Genomic DNA, 16,997 nt, shown 5'->3' with positions numbered 1-16,997 from the left:
AATATCCTGTAATGTCTCTTATGTTCTCTGGGTCTGAAGCCCTTTTGTGGCAAAAAAAAGCCCCCAATCTGGAATCAGAAAGGCGTGATGGCGCTGGGCATGCTGTCCAACGCTGCCTGCAAAATATAGGCGGCGGCCAGTTTATCCACCGCTTCCGCCCGCTTCGCGCGGGACAGATCGGCCTCCTGTATGAGCATCCGGTTGACTGCGGAGGAGGACAGACGCTCGTCCCACAGGCAGGTGGGCAGGCCGGTCTGGGCCGACAGGTCCATGGCCCAGTCCCGGCTGGCCTGCGCCGCCGGACCAAACGACCCGTCGAGCGAGAGAGGCACCCCCACAACCAGCCCCGCCACCCCATGCTCCTGCGCAACAGCACGGATAAAGGTGGCCATCTGCCCCAGCTTGCCGCGCTTTACGGTCTGGAAGGGGGAGGCCACCATGCGGGAGACATCGGACAGCGCCAGCCCCACCTGTTTGCGCCCGGGGTCTATGCCCAGAAGACGGGCATGTCTGGGCAGGGTGGCAGCTAATTGGGGAAGAGTAAGAAGAGTCATGCCCATGGTATGTTGCCTTCCGCGCGATTATGCTAGGTGCAATTCTCTATATCAGACTGAAGAAAGAGGGGCCCACTCTCATGTCGCTAGACCTTGCGACCACCCGACGCATCGCAAAACTGGCCCGTATAGGGCTTGAGGAAAACGAGCTGGAGGCCACGCGCCAGAAGCTTAATGGCATTCTGGGCTGGATTGACCAGCTTGCCGAAGTGGATGTTACGGGTGTGCCGCCCATGGTGGGAACAGAAACCGAAACCCTGCGCCAGCGTGAAGACAGGGTGACCGACGGCAACTGCCGCGATGCCCTGCTGGCCTGCGCGCCCGAAACATCTGGCCCCTTTTATACCGTACCCAAGGTGGTGGAATAATGCTGACCGGTCTAACCCTAACCGAAGCCCGCGCCGGGCTTGCCGCCCGCAGGTTTTCCGCGCGGGAACTGGCACAGGCTCATCTGGACGCCATTGGCCGCCTGAACACCGCACTTAACGCCTATATTACCGTCCTGCCCGAAGCCGACGTACTGGCCAGCGCCGACGCCGCAGATGCCCGCTACGCAGCCGGCACGGCCGGTATTATGGACGGCCTGCCCATTGGCGTAAAAGACCTGTTCTGCACCAAGGGCGTGCGCACCACGGCTGCAAGCAAGATACTGGCCGACTTTGTGCCCCCCTATGAGAGCACGGTAACCGCCAATCTGCTGAACGCAGGCGCAGTGTTCCTTGGCAAGACCAATCTGGACGAGTTCGCCATGGGCTCGGCCAACATCAACTCCGCCTTCGGCCCGGCCACAAACCCGTGGAAGCGCAAGGGGGACGAGGCCACCGCCCTTGTGCCCGGCGGCTCCTCCGGCGGGTCCTCCGCTGCGGTTGCCGCAGGCATGGCGCTGGCCGCAACGGGCACAGATACAGGCGGCTCCATCCGCCAGCCCGCAGCCTATTGCGGTATTGTCGGCCTTAAACCCACCTACGGCCGGTGCAGCCGCTGGGGCACCATTGCCTTTGCCAGTTCGCTCGATCAGGCAGGCCCCATGACCCGCAGCGTGGCCGATGCCGGGCTGATGCTGGAAGCCATGGCGGGTTTTGACGCCAAGGACAGCACAAGCTCCAACCGCCCCGTGCCCGCATTCCACAAAGCCGTGGGCAAAAGTGTTAAGGGCCTGCGCGTGGGCATTCCCGCAGAATACCGCGCCCCCGGCCTGCCAGCCGAAATTGTGGCCATGTGGGAACAGGGCATTGCATGGCTGAAGGCCGCAGGCTGCGAAGTGGTGGATGTCTCCCTCCCCCATACGCGCTACGGGCTGACCACCTACTACATTATTGCCCCAGCCGAATGCTCCTCCAACCTTGCACGGTATGATGGCATCCGCTTTGGCCTGCGCAAGGACGCCCCCTCGCTGGATGGTGTGTACGAAGCCACCCGTGCCGCAGGCTTCGGGCAGGAAGTGCGCAACCGTATTCTCATGGGCACGTATGTTCTGTCCGCCGGATATTACGATGCGTATTACCTGAAGGCGCAGAAGGTCCGCACCCTGATCAAACGTGACTTTGAAAACGCGTTTGAAAACGTGGATGTGCTGCTGACCCCCACCGCCCCGTCCGCCGCCTTTGCACAGGGCGAGAACATGGACGACCCGGTGCAGATGTACCTTAACGACATCTTTACCGTGCCCGCCAGCATGGCCGGTGTGCCCGCACTTTCCGTTCCCGTAGGGCTGAACGATGCCGGACTGCCGCTGGGGCTACAGGTTATTGGCAGGCATTTTGATGAAGAAACCGTGCTGTCCATTGGCGGCGCGCTGGAAGCGGCGGCAGGCTTTACGCACACGCCATCCGTCCATGCGGGAGCAGGCGCATGAGCTACACGATTGAAGGCCGCACCGGCACGTGGGAAATTGTGGTCGGGCTGGAAGTCCACGCACAGGTTATCAGCCATTCCAAGCTGTTCTCCGGTGCGTCCACCACCTTTGGGGGGGACCCCAACACACAGGTCAGTCTGGTGGATGCCGCATTCCCCGGCATGCTGCCCGTCATCAACCACGAATGTGTGGCGCAGGCCATTCGCACAGGGCTGGGGCTTAACGCGCAGATCAACCTGTTCAGCCGGTTTGACCGCAAGAACTACTTTTACGCCGATTTGCCGCAGGGCTACCAGATCAGCCAGTTCGAGCACCCCATTGTGGGCAAGGGCACCATCAGCATCGAACTGCAGAACGGGGATGTGCGCGAAATCGGCATTACCCGCCTGCACCTTGAGCAGGATGCGGGTAAGCTGCTGCACGATCAGGACCCCACAAAGTCGTTTGTGGACCTCAACCGCTCCGGCGTGGCGCTGATGGAAATCGTGAGCGAACCTGACATCCGTGAGCCCGAAGAAGCCGGGGCCTACCTGCGCAAGCTGCGCCAGATCCTGCGCTACCTCGGCACCTGCGATGGCAACATGGAAGAAGGCTCCATGCGCGCCGATGTCAACGTATCGGTCCGCAAGGCGGGGGAACCCTTCCGCACGCGCTGCGAGATCAAGAACGTCAACTCCATCCGCTTTGTCATGCAGGCCATTGAGGTGGAAGCCGCCCGTCAGGTGGAAATCTGGGAAAACGGGGGCGAAGTAGATCAGGAAACCCGCCTGTTCGACCCCAGTCGGGGCGAAACGCGGACCATGCGCTCCAAGGAAGATGCGCATGACTACCGCTACTTCCCCGACCCAGACCTGCTGCCGCTGGTGCTGGAACAGGCATGGGTGGACGAACTGGCCACCAGACTGCCCGAACTGCCCGATGCCAAACGCGCACGCTTTCAGGCCGAATACGGCATTGCCTTTTACGATGCCGGGGTGCTGATAGCCGAGCAGGCCGTAGCCGACTATTACGAGGCCGTTGCCCGTGGGCGGGACGGCAAGCTGGCAGCAACGTGGGTTATGGGCGACCTGTTTGCCGCCCTCAACCGCACCAGCAACACGATCGAGACCAGCCCGGTCAGTGCTGATGCACTGGGCAAGATGCTGGACCTGATTGCGGACAAGACCATTAACGGCAAAATTGCCAAGGAGGTCTTTGAAGACATGGTGGAAACGGGCGAAAGCCCCGATGCCATCGTGGAAAAGAAGGGCCTGCGGCAGGTTACCGATACGGGTGCGATTGATGCGGCCATTACCGCCGTGCTGGAAAAACACCCCGACAAACTGGCCGAATACCGCTCCGGCAAAGACAAGCTGTTCGGCTTTTTTGTGGGGCAGGTGATGAAAGAAACCAAGGGCAAGGCCAACCCGGCCATGGTGAACGACGCCCTGAAGACCCATCTGGACGCGTAAAAACGACCAGATAAAAAATAACACCAAATTACGCATCAGGGGGTTTGACGGAATGCGCCAAACCCCCTAAAAGCAGCGATGCAAACGTCGTGTCTGCACTCTTCGGCGGAGGGGTGGCCGAGAGGCTGAAGGCGGCGGTTTGCTAAACCGTTATACGATGTCAAGTCGTATCGAGGGTTCGAATCCCTTCCCCTCCGCCAAAGTATCCATATAAATCAATAGATTAAGAAAATGGATTCCGGGACATTCCGGCTTTGTTCCAAGGCTTTTTCGTGCGTTCAGCAGCCTTTTTTGCGACAATTTGCGACAATTACTAAAATCATATCCAGAAACGGACAGGGTCTGTCCGTCATGGAGATGGCAAAATGGCAAAGCACGAGAAGACGAAAGAGCCAGGGATTTACCGTCGCGGTCCAGGCCAATACGAGGTCAAGATCCGACGCAAAGGGGGTCGCGGCCGGCCGAACCTTCGACAGTTTTGCCGAGGCCGTCCAATTCAAAACAGAGACGGTCAGCAAGATTGACGGGAATACTTATGTTGACCAGACCAGAGAGCGCGAGACCTCGCTTTCGGATGTCATCGACTTGTACCTCAAACAGGTAACCCTGACCAAGCGAGGCGCAGTACAGGAGACGAATCGTCTTCATGCGTGACTTCGCTGTTCTGCCTGTAGGCTTCGAGAATTGAGCAGACGGGCAGCACTCGCCCTTATATTAAACATTTGCGGATGGCTAAAAGTTTCGCAAAACCGGACATTGGTAAAGTTCCGCCAGTTTATTTTCCTTTGGTATCCGCGCGCGGCTTTTGCTATATATTAAATATAGTTCGGATAGTGATATCCACTGATTCGGACTTTTCCACAAAATCATGATCCTCCCCAAAATTGCTATGGCAGAGCTGTGGCAAGGATCACCCACGCGACACGCAAAGCTCGCCTTGGCCCGGCGGGTTTTTTTTGTGTCTGCATTTCAGGACACGTCATGTCGAATACCAACCGGCATCCCGTCCTGACATTTGTCATGAGCGAACACCAACTCGTCAGACGCTATCTACCAAGCCAGAAAACCCTTAACCGGGCCGAAGGTCTGGCTACGGTTGGCTTCGGGGCTGTGGAAATGGCCGGGGCCACGCGTCTTTCTCTGGCTCCGTGCTGATGAACTTTTTAGCTTATCTGTGGCATCAAGCCACAGGAAATGAGGAAATATGTCTGGATCAAACTGTACCTGCAATCCGTCCCACACCCGGTCACCATCAGAATCGTCACGAGTTCCCAGCGCGACTAAGACGTCGCTTCAAGGAAGCAGTTTTATTGAACGCCACGAAGAGATGAGGGGCGTCAGCAACCGTCTGCACTGGCCGGGCGGGGCGTCCGGCGTAACGCTCGGACCTGGTTATGACATGCGCGACCGTTCCCGAGCGGAGGTCGAGCAGAAATTGCGGTTTATAAAACTCCCCTCCGATCTGGCGACCAAGGCGGCGGCGGGTGCTGGTCTGCGTGGCGAAGCGGCCAAAAAATTCGCACGGGATAATAAAAATCTCGTCAATCTGACGGACGATCAGCAGAGTCGTCTTCTACAGGTCAATCTTCCCAGCTATGAAGCGATTGTTCGTCGGGGCATTCATATCTCCCTGACACAAAATGAGTTCAATGCCCTCGTGTCGTTCGTCTACAATCCAGGAAGAGGTTGGCCGGGTGTCCGTGCTGCTATCAACAGCGGCGACAAACGCAAGGCCGTCGGAATCATCGAGGCGCAGGTACGCTCGAAAGGCAAGGTCTTGCGTGGTCTGGTCCGGAGACGGCATGACGAGGCCATGCTGCTGCTGGAAGGACGATATTGATGCTCCGCGCTATCCTAAGCCTGATTTGCGCTGTCTGTATCAGCGGCACCGCGCACGCGGGCGCCAGACCGGAGTCTTTGGAGGAACAGTCTTACAACGGCAATACGATGTTCAACGAGGAGCTTGATGGAAAAGCGTTTCTCAATGGGCGGTTGATCGTGCGCGTCGAGCGTGTTTCGACCTGTGTGTCGGCGGTCTGGACCCGCAGCGGCGACGTCGGATCACCGCTGCGACGCAACCTGCTGGAATGGAACAAGATGTTTGATGGCGATCCTTCGAACGACGACCGATCTTACTATTTGACGTTCGTCTATGCCGACCATCGGAACGACGATGTCGTGTCCATGCCTCTCACGGCACATCCGGGCGATTTTGAAGATACGGCTGGTGTCACAGTCCTATCGTGCCAACCGAAACGGCATCATCGCAGGTGACGATCTTTGCGTCGGGCAATCCCGCCGACAACATAACGCTCGGCGGGTCTGCCAGAACTGCCTGTCGGTTCCGTGAGCATCCAGCAGATAGACGGAAATCGCCTACATCTCGGAAGATGCTTGGGCACGTTGGTTATCCCAGAAGCAGACACTACTCCCGTAATGACTCTTTCAACGCATCGATCAGGGCATGCATCGCTGCTGTGGAACAGACAGTCAACGCACACGCCCACCATGATCGTAACCGGCATCTCTCAGCTTGATCTTGTAATAGTCCGACAATCCTCCGGTAAGCGCATTGCCGGGGGAATAGGGATTGTGCCTGAGTTTCTGTAATTTCTTCCGGAACTGCTTACAGATGCTTCCATCCAGTGCGTCCCATTCCTCCAGCGCTTTGTCGTCGAACCCGACTTTATAGACCTTCTGTTCGTCCTCTGAGCCTGCGTCTTCAGTCATCGTGACGGGCGGCAAGTTCATCAAATGTCATGGTGATGCGGGATGAGCGCGGCTTACCTCCCGTTTTTCCGGGCATATCCAGCCAGCTTCTGCCCCAGACTGCCAGCACAGCAGTGGACAGAGCATGGAGATTTTATTCAAAAAATCCTTATATCTTCAGCCTGTTCCCCATTTTTTATAAACCGGGTCACGTCGCTTTACCCTACGCCAGTCTTACAGGCTCTGGAGGTTATAGAGCCGTTGGTACAGCCCCCCCTCCTGCTGGACCAGTTGAGCATGGGTGCCGTCCTCCACAATCTGGCCGTGTTCAAACACCAGTATGCGGTCCAGCCCGACAACGGTGGAAAGACGGTGTGCCACAATCAGCACCGTGCGGCCTTCCATCAGCCGTTCCATGGCCTCCTGCACCAAGGCTTCGGATGCGGAATCCAGACTGGCCGTGGCCTCATCCAGCACCAGAATACGGGCATCCGCCAAAAAGGCGCGGGCTATGGCCACGCGCTGGCGCTCCCCGCCTGAAAGCTTGATACCCCGCTCACCCACCAGAGTTGCGTAGCCTTCGGGCAGGCGTTCTATAAAATCCGCCGCATTGGCCAGACGAGCCGCCTGCACAATCTGTTCGGGTGTGGCATCCGGCCTGCCATAGGCAATATTCTCGGCCAGCGAGCGATGGAACAGAACTGGCTCCTGCGGCACAAGGGCAATCTGGCGGCGCAGGTCGGCCTGACGCACGCTCTGCGTATCCACACCATCAACCAGCACACGACCGCTGTTTTGCGCGTATAACCGCAAAAGCAGCTTGGTCAATGTGGACTTCCCCGACCCCGAAGGCCCGACCAGCCCCACACGGCTACCCGGTGCAATATGCACTGACAGATCGGTAAAAAGGGGTGTCTGCTGCCCCGGATACTGGAATGTCACGTGTTCGAACGCGATCTCCCCATGTGTCACACGCAGTTCAACCGGCTGTGCGGGGTCTGCCACCCCTGCGGGGGTGCGCCAGAGCAGAAGCAGCTCTTCCATTTCGTTCACCGAGCGCTGCACGACGGAAACCTGCTGCCCGATCTCACGCAGGTAGCCCTGCACCAGAAAGGTCATGGTCAGCACATAGGCCACATCCCCCGGCCCCGCGCGGCCCTTGCACCACAGCCAGATAGCCGCAGCCGCCAGAGACAGGCGCATGACCACCACGGCCGCGGCCTGAATATTGGCGCTATCCGTGCCGCGTATCCACATCCGGGCGGTTGCGGTGCGCCACTGGTCCAGTATCCGGGCCAGATGGGCTTCCTCCCGCGCTTCGGCCCCGAATGCCTTGACCACAGCATTACAGGTCATTGCATCGGCAAGGGCCGCACCAACCTTGCTATCCCCCGCATTGGCAGCCTGTGCGAAAGGCGCCACATAATACAGCGTCAAGGTGCAGGACAGCGCCACAAACAGCACTGACAGAACCCCAAGCAGCACCCCCATGGCGGGCCAGTGCCAACCCAGCACAAAGGTTGTCAGCACCAGCAGGCAGAACTCGGGCAGCAGCATGAGCAGGAGCGTGTCGTCCAGCATGTCCACCGCCCACATCCCACGGGTGAGCCGCCTGACCGTGGAGCCTGCAAAGGTGTTGGCGTGCCAGTCGGTGCTCAGGCGCTGCACATGCGCAAACGATTCCATGCCGATTTTCTGCATGACCCGCGTGGTCAGCCGCGTAATACCCAGATAAGCGTAGCGTTTGGCCAGCACGCTGCCAAAGCCGCAGGCGGCAAGGGCTGCCACCATCCACAGCGCATCTTCCAGCCGGGTGGGCTGGCTGGCAGGTTCGGCCACATCGGCCACAAGCCGTCCTGCGGCAAGGGGCATGAGCACATCGGCCAGCGTAGCCAGCAGAACCGTACCCACGGTAACCGCCAGAGGCCGGGGAAAAGCCAGCCACAGACGCATGACAAAGCCCAGCGCATCAACAAACAAAGACGTTTTCCGCGCGGCAGAGCCTGTGCTGGAAGCAGAAGTGACCATGACCCAAAAACCCGAAAAAAGCGTGTGCGCCCACGCCAACAGCGCAGATGTTTAGCCTGTAGCGTGATGGCGCGATATTGCGCAAACCCGCCACGGCTGGAAAAATGGACACCCCAGCCCATTTGCAACAAGCAGCCCCATGCCCCCCAAAGCCCCCCGCAAGACCACTCATAACAGGGCCAGCACACAGCCAGCCCCAAAGCAGGATGCCCCCGTGCAACGTGCCACAGGGCAGAATACCCCTCTGCCGGGCCATGCGCCTGAACCTACACCGGCAGAAGCCACTCCCGCACAGGCCACACTGGCGCCACAGGCCAGCGGCAGGCGCACGGCAAAACCGGCCAGCACCCCGCCCCGTGAACCGCCCCCCGCAGCCACGGCCAAGCCCCGCGCAAAAGCCGCCAGCCCCAAAGCCCAGACCGCGCCCCAGACCGCCTTGCGGGACATGACAAAGGCGGAGGTCCAGCAGTTCCTCACCGACCTATCCCGCGCATGGCCCGATGCCCAGACGGAACTGCACTACACCACACCCTTTACCCTGCTGGTGGCTGTTGTGCTGTCTGCTCAGGCGACCGATGCCTCGGTCAACCGCGTAACCCCGGCCCTGTTTGCCGCAGCCCCCACCCCGCTGGCCATGGCCACATTGGGGGACGAGCAGGTAGGCCAGTTGATCCGCACCATCGGGCTATGGCGCAACAAGGCCAAAAACGTTGTGGAACTCTCCCGCCAGTTGCTGGCCGAGCATGACGGGCAGATCCCCCACACGCGGGAGGCGCTGGAAAAACTGGCCGGTGTTGGCCGCAAAACCGCCAATGTGGTGCTGAATGTCGCCTTTAACCAACCCACGGTGCCCGTGGATACGCATGTGTTCCGGCTGGCCAACCGCTCGGGCCTTGGCCGTGGCCGCACGGTAGAGGCGGTGGAAAAAAAGCTGGAAGCGCGTATCCCGCTTCCCATGGTGCGCGACTCCCACCACTGGCTTATTCTGCAAGGGCGGTACGTGTGCAAGGCGCGCAAGCCCGAGTGCTGGCGGTGCACGGCACAGCAGAGCTGCCTGTTCCCCGACAAGACCCCTCTGCCACGCCCCAAAGCCCCACGCGCGCCATAACGCGAAAGCCCCCACCTGCATGGCTGGCCCGCGCGGAAAACCTGCGCGGCCAGCCCCGAAAACCACCACACCCCTGCTCTGGCGGGGGCGCGAGGGCAAGCCTGCGCTACAGCCAGCCCTGTAATTCGCGCCGGACCAGTTTTTCCAGCAGGCTGATGCTGGCGGGGCTGTCGTTCAGGCACGGGACAAGGGTAAAGGACTCGCCGCCCGCCTTCATGAACTCCTCGCGCACCTCGTGACCGATTTCATCCAGCGTTTCCAGACAGTCCGCCATAAAGCAGGGGGTCACCACCGCAATACGCCTGACGCCCTTTGCAGGCAGGCCCGCAATAAAGGGCGCGGTGTAGGGTTCCAGCCATCTGGTTGGCCCGAAGCGGGACTGGAAGGTCATGGGCAGGGTGGCTTCATCCATCTCCAGTTCGGCGCGCAGGGCGGCCACGGTGCGGGTGCATTCCGCCAGATACGAATCGCCCTTGTCCACATACTGGCGCGGCAGCCCGTGGAAGGAGGCCACCACCATCTGGAACGGCTGCTCCGCGTGGATCTGCTCCTCGCGGATGGAGGAAGCCACGGCGGTAATAAAATCCGGATCATCGGGGAAGGATGGCACGGTGCGGATGGCAGGCTGGTTGCGCAGCTTCATCAGCACCCGGAAGAGCTGGTCGTTGGCGGTGGCCGTGGTGGTTGCACTGTACTGCGGGTACAGGGGCAGGCACACAATGCGGTCACATCCCTGCTCCATAAGCGAGCGGAGCGCCTGCGCCACACTGGGGCGGCCATAACGCATGCCCCATGCCACAGGCACGCCATCAGCCTCGAACTGTCTGGCCAGTTTTTCACCCTGATGGCGGGTGTAGGTGCGCAAGGGGCTTTCATTCCGCTCGGCATCCCACACACGGGCATAGGCGCGACCACTGCGCGCGGGGCGGGTGGTGAGAATAACGCCCTGAAGCAGAGGCTGCCAGAACAGGGGCGAGCCCTCGATCACCCGGCGGTCGGACAGGAACTCGGACAGGTAGCGGCGCACGGCGCGGTACCCTGTGCCTTCGGGCGTACCAAGGTTAAGCAGCAGCACACCCGGCCTGCCATAGGGAGGCTGGCCCTGAACGGGCAGATGGGCCTGTGGCGGAATATGGTGGAAAGCCATGTAACCTCTTTTTTCTTTTTTACGGCCCGACCCGCACGGACCACCCTACCGGGTGCTGTGCGCCAGAACACTCCGTCTTTTCATGCACGATGCAGGAAGTCGTATCCTGTTGACATACATTTTTGCATAATTGATGGCAGCGATGCGGTTTTGGTCTGTGCCGCAGGCAACAAAAACCCTTCCCCCACATCCTGATTGGAAAAGCGCTCCACCCGCGCGGCATACACAACCACGTTCAGCGTAAAATGCGTAAACACGTGTTTGACCGCACCCGCATTGCTCCATTGCGCGGCAACGGGGGCATGGGCCAGCGCTTCAGTCCCGGTCCATGGTGTTGCGCGCCATTCGGTGCCGGGCAGTTCGGTCATGGCGGCCAGCAGACCTGTCTCGGGCCGTTTGCGTAGCAGCACGTTCCCGGCCCGGTCCATGACCATAAAATGCACACCATACCGCACGGGGCGTTCGGCCTTGGGGGCCTTGCGCGGCAATGTGGCCGCCGTACCCTGTGCATACCCTTCGCACACACCCTGCCACGGGCATAGCCCGCACGCAGGCTGGCGGGGGGAACACAAAGAAGACCCCAGATCAAACAAAGCCTGTGCAAAATCGGACGGTCGGGTCCGGGCCGGAGCATCCGTATTCAGCCCACTGGCCAGTTGCGCCAGCGTTTTGCGGGCCGCAGGCAGCGGGTCCTGCACATTGTACAGGCGCGCAGTAACACGCTCCACATTGCCGTCTACCGGCACAACCGGCACGCCAAAGGCTATGGCCGCCACAGCGGCAGCCGTGTAGGCGCCAATACCGGGCAGGGCGCGCAAGCCGTCTACCGTGCGGGGGAAGCCCCCAAGGGCCGCGACGGCCTGTGCGCAGGCATGCAGGTTACGCGCGCGGGAATAGTAGCCAAGCCCGGCCCAGACGGCCAGCACATCATCCCTTGGGGCGCTGGCCAGCGCCTGCACTGTTGGAAATCTTTCCACAAATCTGAGATAATACGGCCCGACAGCCTTGACCGTTGTCTGCTGAAGCATGATCTCGCTCAACCAGACACGATACGGGTCTGGTGCTTCCCCCTCCGTGCACCGCCATGGCAGGGTGCGGCGGTGTCGGTCGTACCAGTGCAGCAGGGCGTGGGCGGGTGGCGTAATCACGGAGGCTGTTATGGCGAAGGAACTTCATTCGGGCAAGGCGGGCACGCCCGCACGGCAGGCCAGCACCCCCCGCAAGCCCGCCACGCGCACGCATGCAAAAGAAGACGCACCACCACAGCCCCCCCGCCGCGTGATGAAGGCCCGCACACTGGGGGCGCTGCTCCCCAATGTCACGGCACCCGCCTTCCGCCGCCGCTCCCCCACGGGGGCCATGCTGTTTGCCCGCTGGGCCGATGTTGTTGGCCCGGCCCATGCGGCTGTTACCTCCCCGCGCAAGCTGAGCGCGGCCACGCTGACCGTGGCCTGCACCGGCCCCGCCGCCATGGAACTGCAACATCAGGGCGACATGCTTGTGGCGCGGATCAACACATGGTGCGGGGAGCCACTGGTTGCCCGGCTGCGCTTTGTGCAGGACCCCACGGCAGGCACACGCCGCAGGCTGCCAGCCCGCAGGGGAGTCGCCCCCACCTGCACCCTGCCCGACATGGGCGATGAGTCGCTGCGCATGGCGCTGGAGCGGCTGGGCACGGAAATCTTACAAACCACGATAAAAAAAACATAACAAATATAAAGAGTTATTCATTTTATTGTCATGGTTTTATGACAAAACCGCTTAGCGCTTGAAATTGACACATTATGGGTGTTCTAAGGCACCGCACCCAATGCGCAGTAGCGCAGTTGTGCAATACTCAAGAGCAAAGCAGCCTCACTAACAGGATTGATCATTATGTTGCGTAAACCCGGCACCACGCCAGGGATTACTACCCCAGCCGCCCTGAAAACACTGCGGCAGCATGGGCCAGAAACCCTGTCCGACCTCCAGTTTCTGGAAAACTGGACAACCCGACCGAGCTACACCGCAGCCAGCGTGCTGCGCGCAGGCCAGATCCGCCGCACAAACCCGGCCCTTATGAACGACATAACCGCAGGCATGCGCCAGCACGGCAAATAGCCTCTGGCAGGGCACAGCCCGGCCAGCATGACCATTTGCATCCGCCCGCCTGAACGGGCACCATACGTGCCATGCTGCCAAGTGTTTTTACCTATGCGGACCAGCGCATCTGGCGCAGGGCCTTTTCCCTTATCGCCTTAGGCGGACTGGCTGTGCTGTCCGCCTGCGCGGGGCCGGGTAAAACATCGTATAATGCACCGGGATCGGCCCTTAACCCGTGGGGGCCTTATATCCACGAAGCCTCGGACCGGTTTTCTGTTCCCCAGTCCTGGATCCGTGCCGTGATGCAGCAGGAATCGGGCGGGCACCAGTACATGAACGGGCACCTCACCCGTTCCGTGCATGGTGCGGTCGGGCTTATGCAGATCAAGCCAGATACATACGCCCAGCTCGCACAGCGTTACCGCCTTGGCTCCGACCCCTACAACCCGCACGACAACATTATGGCCGGGACCGGCTATATCCGCGAGTTATACGACCGCTTTGGCTCCCCCGACTTTCTGGGCGCTTACAATTGCGGACCACAATGCATGGAAAACCACCGCTCACGCGGGGCCCCCCTGCCCGGCTATGCCCGCACCTACATGGCGGCCATTACCCCTCACCTGAACGACCCCGTACCCCCCAGCACCCTACCAGCACAAACCGGGCCGGGCCTGACACCGCAGCAGACTGCCCCCGTGCAGGTGGTCCAGAACACCGCCCAGCCCTATGGCCCAACCAGCGCGCCCCCTCTGGAGGATGATACACTCCCCCCACCTTCCGCCGGGGCGGCCAGCCCTGCCCAGCAGGATGACAGCGCCACCATGCCGCTTGCGGGCGACTCCACCCCACAGCCCTCAGCCTACCAGCCCGCCGCGTACCGGAGCGTGAGTTCCACCCCTCTGGCCGGTCCGGGCATTATCTGGCGCTCCGCGGGAAGTGGGGGCAATGCCATTATCCAGATCGGGGCTTTTTCCTCCCCGGCGCGAGCCATGCACGCCATTGCGCTGGCCCGGCAATCCTCCCCCGCACTGAGCCATGCCATGAACCGGGTGGAGAAAATCACACCCTCTGGCCGGGCACCCGTATGGCGTACCCGGCTGGCGGGGCTTCCCTCCGGGCAGACAGACACCATCTGCTCCGCCCTGCGCCAGCAGGGGCTTTCATGCATTGCCATAACGCCCTAGAATAGTCCGTGACTATTCTGCTCACTGTTTTCTAAAATCTTCTTTTTACAGGGAAATATAAAAACTTTTTTCTGACCGGCAGGAATACCCTTAATGTTCGTGACCGGTTACCTTGCTGGTAATTAACGGACCTCCCGCCCATGCTCACACCCCCCGATAACCCTTTGCTCCATATTTTTCTGCTCGGGCATATGCGCGTCCAGTCCAGCACGGGGCTTTCCCTTTTACCCACAGGCACCAAGACCAAGGCGCTGCTGGCTATTCTGGCTCTCTCCAACCGGCGGCCCGTGGCCCGTACACGGCTGGCCGAGCTCTTATGGAGCAAACGCGCCCCCGAACAGGCCCGCGCCTCCCTCCGGCAGGAAATCCACCGGCTGATGGATGTGCTCCACCCTCTCGGGCCGGAGGTTCTGGACGTGCAGCGCCACACTCTGGCCATACGCCCTGACCTGACCGACATTGACATCGAACACGTGTTCCGCACCACACCGCAGACGGTCATGGCCCTGCCCGACCCCCTGCCCCCACTGCTGGAAGACCTGAGCGCGGTTGACCCCGGCTTTGCCACATGGCTGGAAGAAGAACGCAACCGCCTGCTTGACTACAAGGCCGCGCAACTGGAAGCCCTGCTGGCCAGCACGACCGAGCCTGCCACAATCATGGCCGCAACACGCAGGCTGCTCCGCCTGAACCCGCTGAACGAGTGCGCATGGCGCGCGTACATTCAGGCCGCCATGCACAGCAAGGAGGAAAGCACCGCCCTGCTGGGGGCCGAACACTGCCTGCGTGCGTTCAGCCACACCATTGCCGCCACGCCAGGGCAGGAAACCATGCGCCTGATCGCAAAGGTGCGCGCCACACACCAGCAGAACACACAAGGCGCACACGGCGCACTCCTTCCGCTACCCCATGCCCCATCCGCCCTCTTCCATTCCCCTGTAGCAGATGACCCTCTGCACATGCTCAGGGCCACGGTGTTCCTCTCCTGCCCCACAGCAGACTGCACAACTGAAAACGTGGCTCTGGCCGAACGGTTCCGCGATGAACTGGGGCTGGATATGGCCATGCACGGCATGCTGGACATCAGCGTACAGAGCGAGTGCCTTACCGCGCCCCCGTTCCAGTCGCTCCCCAGCCGCAGACAATGGGATTTTCTGATCGGGATTACCATAACCGGAAGCAGCGAAGGCAAAACCACCTGTCTTTTACAGGCGTTTGACACCCGGCTGAACGACACGATCGTATGGGGCTACAGGCTGAGCCTGACCCCCACAACCCTGCGCGCCCTGTCCAACCGGTTCGCCTCGGCGCTTATTCTCAGCCTGTTCACAACGGAAACACGCAGGCTGGCTGGCGTGCCCGTGGCCGCCCTCTCCCCCTTCGGGATGGGCCTGCGCGCCTTAACCTTGAGCATGCGCGCCGACCCACGCCTGCATGACACGATAGAACGGCTGATGGCGGAAGCACAAAGACGTGCACCCGAAAATCCGTTCCTGTTTTTTGTGCGTGCGCACTCCCTGCTCATCCGCATGTATGATGAATGGCATATGCCCGTGGCCGACTACATCCAGCCCATGGTCACCATGCTCAAACAGAACTTCACCCTGTTCCCCGGTAACATTGCCGCCCGCTACCTGCTGAGCACCGGCCTGTTTTATGCCAACCAGCCAGATGAGGCCCGCTTTCTGCTGGCCCAGATGCACGCAGCCCTGCCCACCGATTCCCCCATGAGCATGCTGGCCCTGCCCGATGGGCTGGATGCCCTGTGTCAGGGGGACGCCGTGACCGCCACCCGCATTTACACGGCTTTTTTTGACACAGCCCCCAACGTGCCGCTTTTCAGCGCCCCTGATCAGGAATTTATTCTGTCGTGCTTTCTGGCCGAACAGTATGAGGAAACACTGCTCCACGCCCGCAGCATTCTGGCCACCTCACCCGACCGTTCGGCCATTCTGGTGCCTGCCCTCGCAGCGGCCAACATGCTGAGGCATCAGTCTTTAGCGCAGGATTACCGCCAGCGGCTGCACCGTTTGCATACACCACTCTGCGCTTCGGCCATGGAGGGGCACTACGCTTATCTGCCCGCGCATCTGCGCCAGAAACTCTGCCACGCCCTGCATCTGCCCCGGCCCTGAGCACACACCCCCCACCGCCACCAGAGCAGACAGGCCACGCAGACGCTTGGCGGAAAAGAGTTGAAAGGATATGAAGACGGACAGGACCACCTGTGCCGCCAGCCAGACCTGACTTCTTTTTTATCCGGCGGACCGGGAAAGACGGATACCCACGTGCCAAGGAGCCACATCAACGCCATGCTTCGCCGTCTCATGCCCAGCCATGCCGCTGCCAGCCGCCCTCTCCCCATGCTGCTCCTTCAATGGATGAGCGCCGCCACGGCTGTTGCAGGGATCTGCCTATTAAGCGGCTGCTCCAGCTCCGACCGGACCCGGACCGGCCTCGCCGCCCCGCACAACCACCTGCTGGATGAAGACCGCGGGGCTTCTGGCGGGGAAGCCAGCCTGAAAGGTGGCGTAAACGCCTATCTGTGGCGCGCGGCACTGGACACCCTCTCCTTTATGCCTGTGGCTACAGCCGATGCGGAAGGCGGGATTATCCTGACAGACTGGTACACCCCCCCCGCCACGCATAACGAACGGTTCAAGATTACCGCCTTTGTGCTGGACCGCCGCCTGCGCTCCGATGCGCTGCGCCTGAGCGTATTCCGCCAGCTCAAGCAGGACGGAACATGGGTGGATACTCCCCCCGCCCCCAACACCGCGTCCGACATTGCCACGCGCATTCTCTCCCGCGCGCGCAAGCTCCGCGCCGATAACGGTAATCAGGACTGACCCACCCGGCTCTGGCCGCCGTGTCCG

Annotated in this window: 18 protein-coding genes and 1 tRNA gene; 14 read left to right on the top strand and 5 right to left on the bottom strand. The window is 61.0% G+C overall.

Annotated features, from left to right (window positions below):
• Nucleotides 1-74: 74 nt before the first annotated feature.
• Nucleotides 75-554 carry a Holliday junction resolvase RuvX gene (gene ruvX / locus AB2L51_RS08000; protein ID WP_086647107.1) on the bottom strand — a complete coding sequence of 160 codons (480 nt, stop codon included), beginning with the start codon at nt 552-554 and terminating at the stop codon, nt 75-77.
• An 80-nt stretch (nt 555-634) separates the two neighbouring features.
• On the opposite strand from ruvX, the gene gatC reads away from it, so the two are divergent.
• From gatC to AB2L51_RS07960, 8 genes are all read left to right on the top strand, one after another.
• Nucleotides 635-922, top strand: coding sequence for an Asp-tRNA(Asn)/Glu-tRNA(Gln) amidotransferase subunit GatC (gene gatC, locus AB2L51_RS07995; RefSeq protein ID WP_275178373.1), 288 nt, complete (start codon nt 635-637; stop codon nt 920-922).
• Complete coding sequence (gene gatA / locus AB2L51_RS07990) at nt 922-2,409, top strand: Asp-tRNA(Asn)/Glu-tRNA(Gln) amidotransferase subunit GatA (protein WP_395582346.1); 1,488 nt, start codon at nt 922-924, stop codon at nt 2,407-2,409. The genes gatC and gatA overlap by 1 nt, the downstream gene beginning before the upstream one ends.
• Complete coding sequence (gatB, locus tag AB2L51_RS07985) at nt 2,406-3,860, top strand: Asp-tRNA(Asn)/Glu-tRNA(Gln) amidotransferase subunit GatB (RefSeq protein WP_395582347.1); 1,455 nt, start codon at nt 2,406-2,408, stop codon at nt 3,858-3,860. The genes gatA and gatB overlap by 4 nt, the downstream gene beginning before the upstream one ends.
• A gap of 107 nt (nt 3,861-3,967) precedes the next feature.
• Nucleotides 3,968-4,060 (top strand) — tRNA-Ser (locus tag AB2L51_RS07980).
• Between the two features lie 151 nt (nt 4,061-4,211).
• Complete coding sequence (locus AB2L51_RS07975; RefSeq protein WP_395582348.1) at nt 4,212-4,514, top strand: hypothetical protein; 303 nt, start codon at nt 4,212-4,214, stop codon at nt 4,512-4,514.
• Nucleotides 4,515-4,841: 327 nt separating this feature from the next.
• Entirely contained in the window at nt 4,842-5,015 is a 174-nt protein-coding gene (locus AB2L51_RS07970; RefSeq protein WP_395582349.1) for a hypothetical protein, read from the top strand.
• A 244-nt stretch (nt 5,016-5,259) separates the two neighbouring features.
• A complete protein-coding gene (locus AB2L51_RS07965; protein WP_395582350.1) occupies nt 5,260-5,700 on the top strand; it encodes a glycoside hydrolase family protein in 441 nt (146 codons plus the stop codon).
• Nucleotides 5,700-6,134, top strand: coding sequence for a hypothetical protein (locus tag AB2L51_RS07960; protein WP_395582351.1), 435 nt, complete (start codon nt 5,700-5,702; stop codon nt 6,132-6,134). The genes AB2L51_RS07965 and AB2L51_RS07960 overlap by 1 nt, the downstream gene beginning before the upstream one ends.
• A gap of 216 nt (nt 6,135-6,350) precedes the next feature.
• On the opposite strand, the gene AB2L51_RS07955 is transcribed toward AB2L51_RS07960, so the two are convergent.
• Nucleotides 6,351-6,611 (bottom strand): type II toxin-antitoxin system RelE family toxin, encoded by a 261-nt coding sequence (locus AB2L51_RS07955; RefSeq protein ID WP_395582352.1) that lies wholly within the window; start codon nt 6,609-6,611, stop codon nt 6,351-6,353.
• 192 nt (nt 6,612-6,803) lie between these two features.
• Nucleotides 6,804-8,597 carry an ABC transporter ATP-binding protein gene (locus AB2L51_RS07950; protein WP_395582353.1) on the bottom strand — a complete coding sequence of 598 codons (1,794 nt, stop codon included), beginning with the start codon at nt 8,595-8,597 and terminating at the stop codon, nt 6,804-6,806.
• Nucleotides 8,598-9,042: 445 nt separating this feature from the next.
• On the opposite strand from AB2L51_RS07950, the gene nth reads away from it, so the two are divergent.
• The gene (gene nth / locus AB2L51_RS07945) at nt 9,043-9,705 is read left to right on the top strand and encodes an endonuclease III (RefSeq protein WP_395582395.1); all 663 of its coding nucleotides are present in this window, start codon (nt 9,043-9,045) and stop codon (nt 9,703-9,705) included.
• A gap of 106 nt (nt 9,706-9,811) precedes the next feature.
• On the opposite strand, the gene hemH is transcribed toward nth, so the two are convergent.
• Together hemH and mutY are read right to left on the bottom strand one after the other, a co-directional pair.
• Nucleotides 9,812-10,852: a ferrochelatase gene (gene hemH / locus AB2L51_RS07940; RefSeq protein WP_395582354.1), complete on the bottom strand. Its 1,041-nt coding sequence runs from the start codon at nt 10,850-10,852 to the stop codon at nt 9,812-9,814.
• An 80-nt stretch (nt 10,853-10,932) separates the two neighbouring features.
• Nucleotides 10,933-12,000, bottom strand: a complete 1,068-nt coding sequence (gene mutY / locus AB2L51_RS07935; protein WP_395582355.1) for an A/G-specific adenine glycosylase — start codon at nt 11,998-12,000, stop codon at nt 10,933-10,935.
• A gap of 10 nt (nt 12,001-12,010) precedes the next feature.
• Between mutY and AB2L51_RS07930 the strand changes: the two genes are divergently transcribed.
• The 5 genes from AB2L51_RS07930 to AB2L51_RS07910 all read left to right on the top strand — a co-directional run bounded on the left by AB2L51_RS07930 (nt 12,011) and on the right by AB2L51_RS07910 (nt 16,970).
• Nucleotides 12,011-12,562 carry a DUF721 domain-containing protein gene (locus AB2L51_RS07930; protein WP_395582356.1) on the top strand — a complete coding sequence of 184 codons (552 nt, stop codon included), beginning with the start codon at nt 12,011-12,013 and terminating at the stop codon, nt 12,560-12,562.
• 165 nt (nt 12,563-12,727) lie between these two features.
• Nucleotides 12,728-12,952 (top strand): hypothetical protein, encoded by a 225-nt coding sequence (locus AB2L51_RS07925; protein ID WP_166116822.1) that lies wholly within the window; start codon nt 12,728-12,730, stop codon nt 12,950-12,952.
• A 71-nt stretch (nt 12,953-13,023) separates the two neighbouring features.
• Nucleotides 13,024-14,121, top strand: a complete 1,098-nt coding sequence (locus AB2L51_RS07920) for a transglycosylase SLT domain-containing protein (RefSeq protein WP_395582358.1) — start codon at nt 13,024-13,026, stop codon at nt 14,119-14,121.
• Between the two features lie 140 nt (nt 14,122-14,261).
• Nucleotides 14,262-16,256: an AfsR/SARP family transcriptional regulator gene (locus tag AB2L51_RS07915; RefSeq protein WP_395582360.1), complete on the top strand. Its 1,995-nt coding sequence runs from the start codon at nt 14,262-14,264 to the stop codon at nt 16,254-16,256.
• Nucleotides 16,257-16,433: 177 nt separating this feature from the next.
• Entirely contained in the window at nt 16,434-16,970 is a 537-nt protein-coding gene (locus AB2L51_RS07910; RefSeq protein WP_166116828.1) for a DUF3576 domain-containing protein, read from the top strand.
• Nucleotides 16,971-16,997 lie beyond the last annotated feature (27 nt).

This window comes from Acetobacter fabarum (genome assembly GCF_040702925.2).
Taxonomy (GTDB): domain Bacteria; phylum Pseudomonadota; class Alphaproteobacteria; order Acetobacterales; family Acetobacteraceae; genus Acetobacter; species Acetobacter fabarum_B.
Note: the sequence above shows the minus strand (reverse complement) of the source record. Positions and strands in the feature narration are given on the sequence as shown.

Bases quoted from the DNA above. Each gene is read 5' to 3' on its own strand.
- ruvX (WP_086647107.1), bottom strand. From the start codon at position 554: ATGACTCTTCTTACTCTTCCCCAATTAGCTGCCACCCTGCCCAGACAT.
- gatC (WP_275178373.1), top strand. From the start codon at position 635: ATGTCGCTAGACCTTGCGACCACCCGACGCATCGCAAAACTGGCCCGT.
- gatA (WP_395582346.1), top strand. From the start codon at position 922: ATGCTGACCGGTCTAACCCTAACCGAAGCCCGCGCCGGGCTTGCCGCC.
- gatB (WP_395582347.1), top strand. From the start codon at position 2,406: ATGAGCTACACGATTGAAGGCCGCACCGGCACGTGGGAAATTGTGGTC.
- AB2L51_RS07975 (WP_395582348.1), top strand. From the start codon at position 4,212: ATGGAGATGGCAAAATGGCAAAGCACGAGAAGACGAAAGAGCCAGGGA.
- AB2L51_RS07970 (WP_395582349.1), top strand. From the start codon at position 4,842: ATGTCGAATACCAACCGGCATCCCGTCCTGACATTTGTCATGAGCGAA.
- AB2L51_RS07965 (WP_395582350.1), top strand. From the start codon at position 5,260: ATGCGCGACCGTTCCCGAGCGGAGGTCGAGCAGAAATTGCGGTTTATA.
- AB2L51_RS07960 (WP_395582351.1), top strand. From the start codon at position 5,700: ATGCTCCGCGCTATCCTAAGCCTGATTTGCGCTGTCTGTATCAGCGGC.
- AB2L51_RS07955 (WP_395582352.1), bottom strand. From the start codon at position 6,611: ATGAACTTGCCGCCCGTCACGATGACTGAAGACGCAGGCTCAGAGGAC.
- AB2L51_RS07950 (WP_395582353.1), bottom strand. From the start codon at position 8,597: ATGGTCACTTCTGCTTCCAGCACAGGCTCTGCCGCGCGGAAAACGTCT.
- nth (WP_395582395.1), top strand. From the start codon at position 9,043: ATGACAAAGGCGGAGGTCCAGCAGTTCCTCACCGACCTATCCCGCGCA.
- hemH (WP_395582354.1), bottom strand. From the start codon at position 10,852: ATGGCTTTCCACCATATTCCGCCACAGGCCCATCTGCCCGTTCAGGGC.
- AB2L51_RS07930 (WP_395582356.1), top strand. From the start codon at position 12,011: ATGGCGAAGGAACTTCATTCGGGCAAGGCGGGCACGCCCGCACGGCAG.
- AB2L51_RS07925 (WP_166116822.1), top strand. From the start codon at position 12,728: ATGTTGCGTAAACCCGGCACCACGCCAGGGATTACTACCCCAGCCGCC.
- AB2L51_RS07920 (WP_395582358.1), top strand. From the start codon at position 13,024: ATGCTGCCAAGTGTTTTTACCTATGCGGACCAGCGCATCTGGCGCAGG.
- AB2L51_RS07915 (WP_395582360.1), top strand. From the start codon at position 14,262: ATGCTCACACCCCCCGATAACCCTTTGCTCCATATTTTTCTGCTCGGG.
- AB2L51_RS07910 (WP_166116828.1), top strand. From the start codon at position 16,434: ATGCTTCGCCGTCTCATGCCCAGCCATGCCGCTGCCAGCCGCCCTCTC.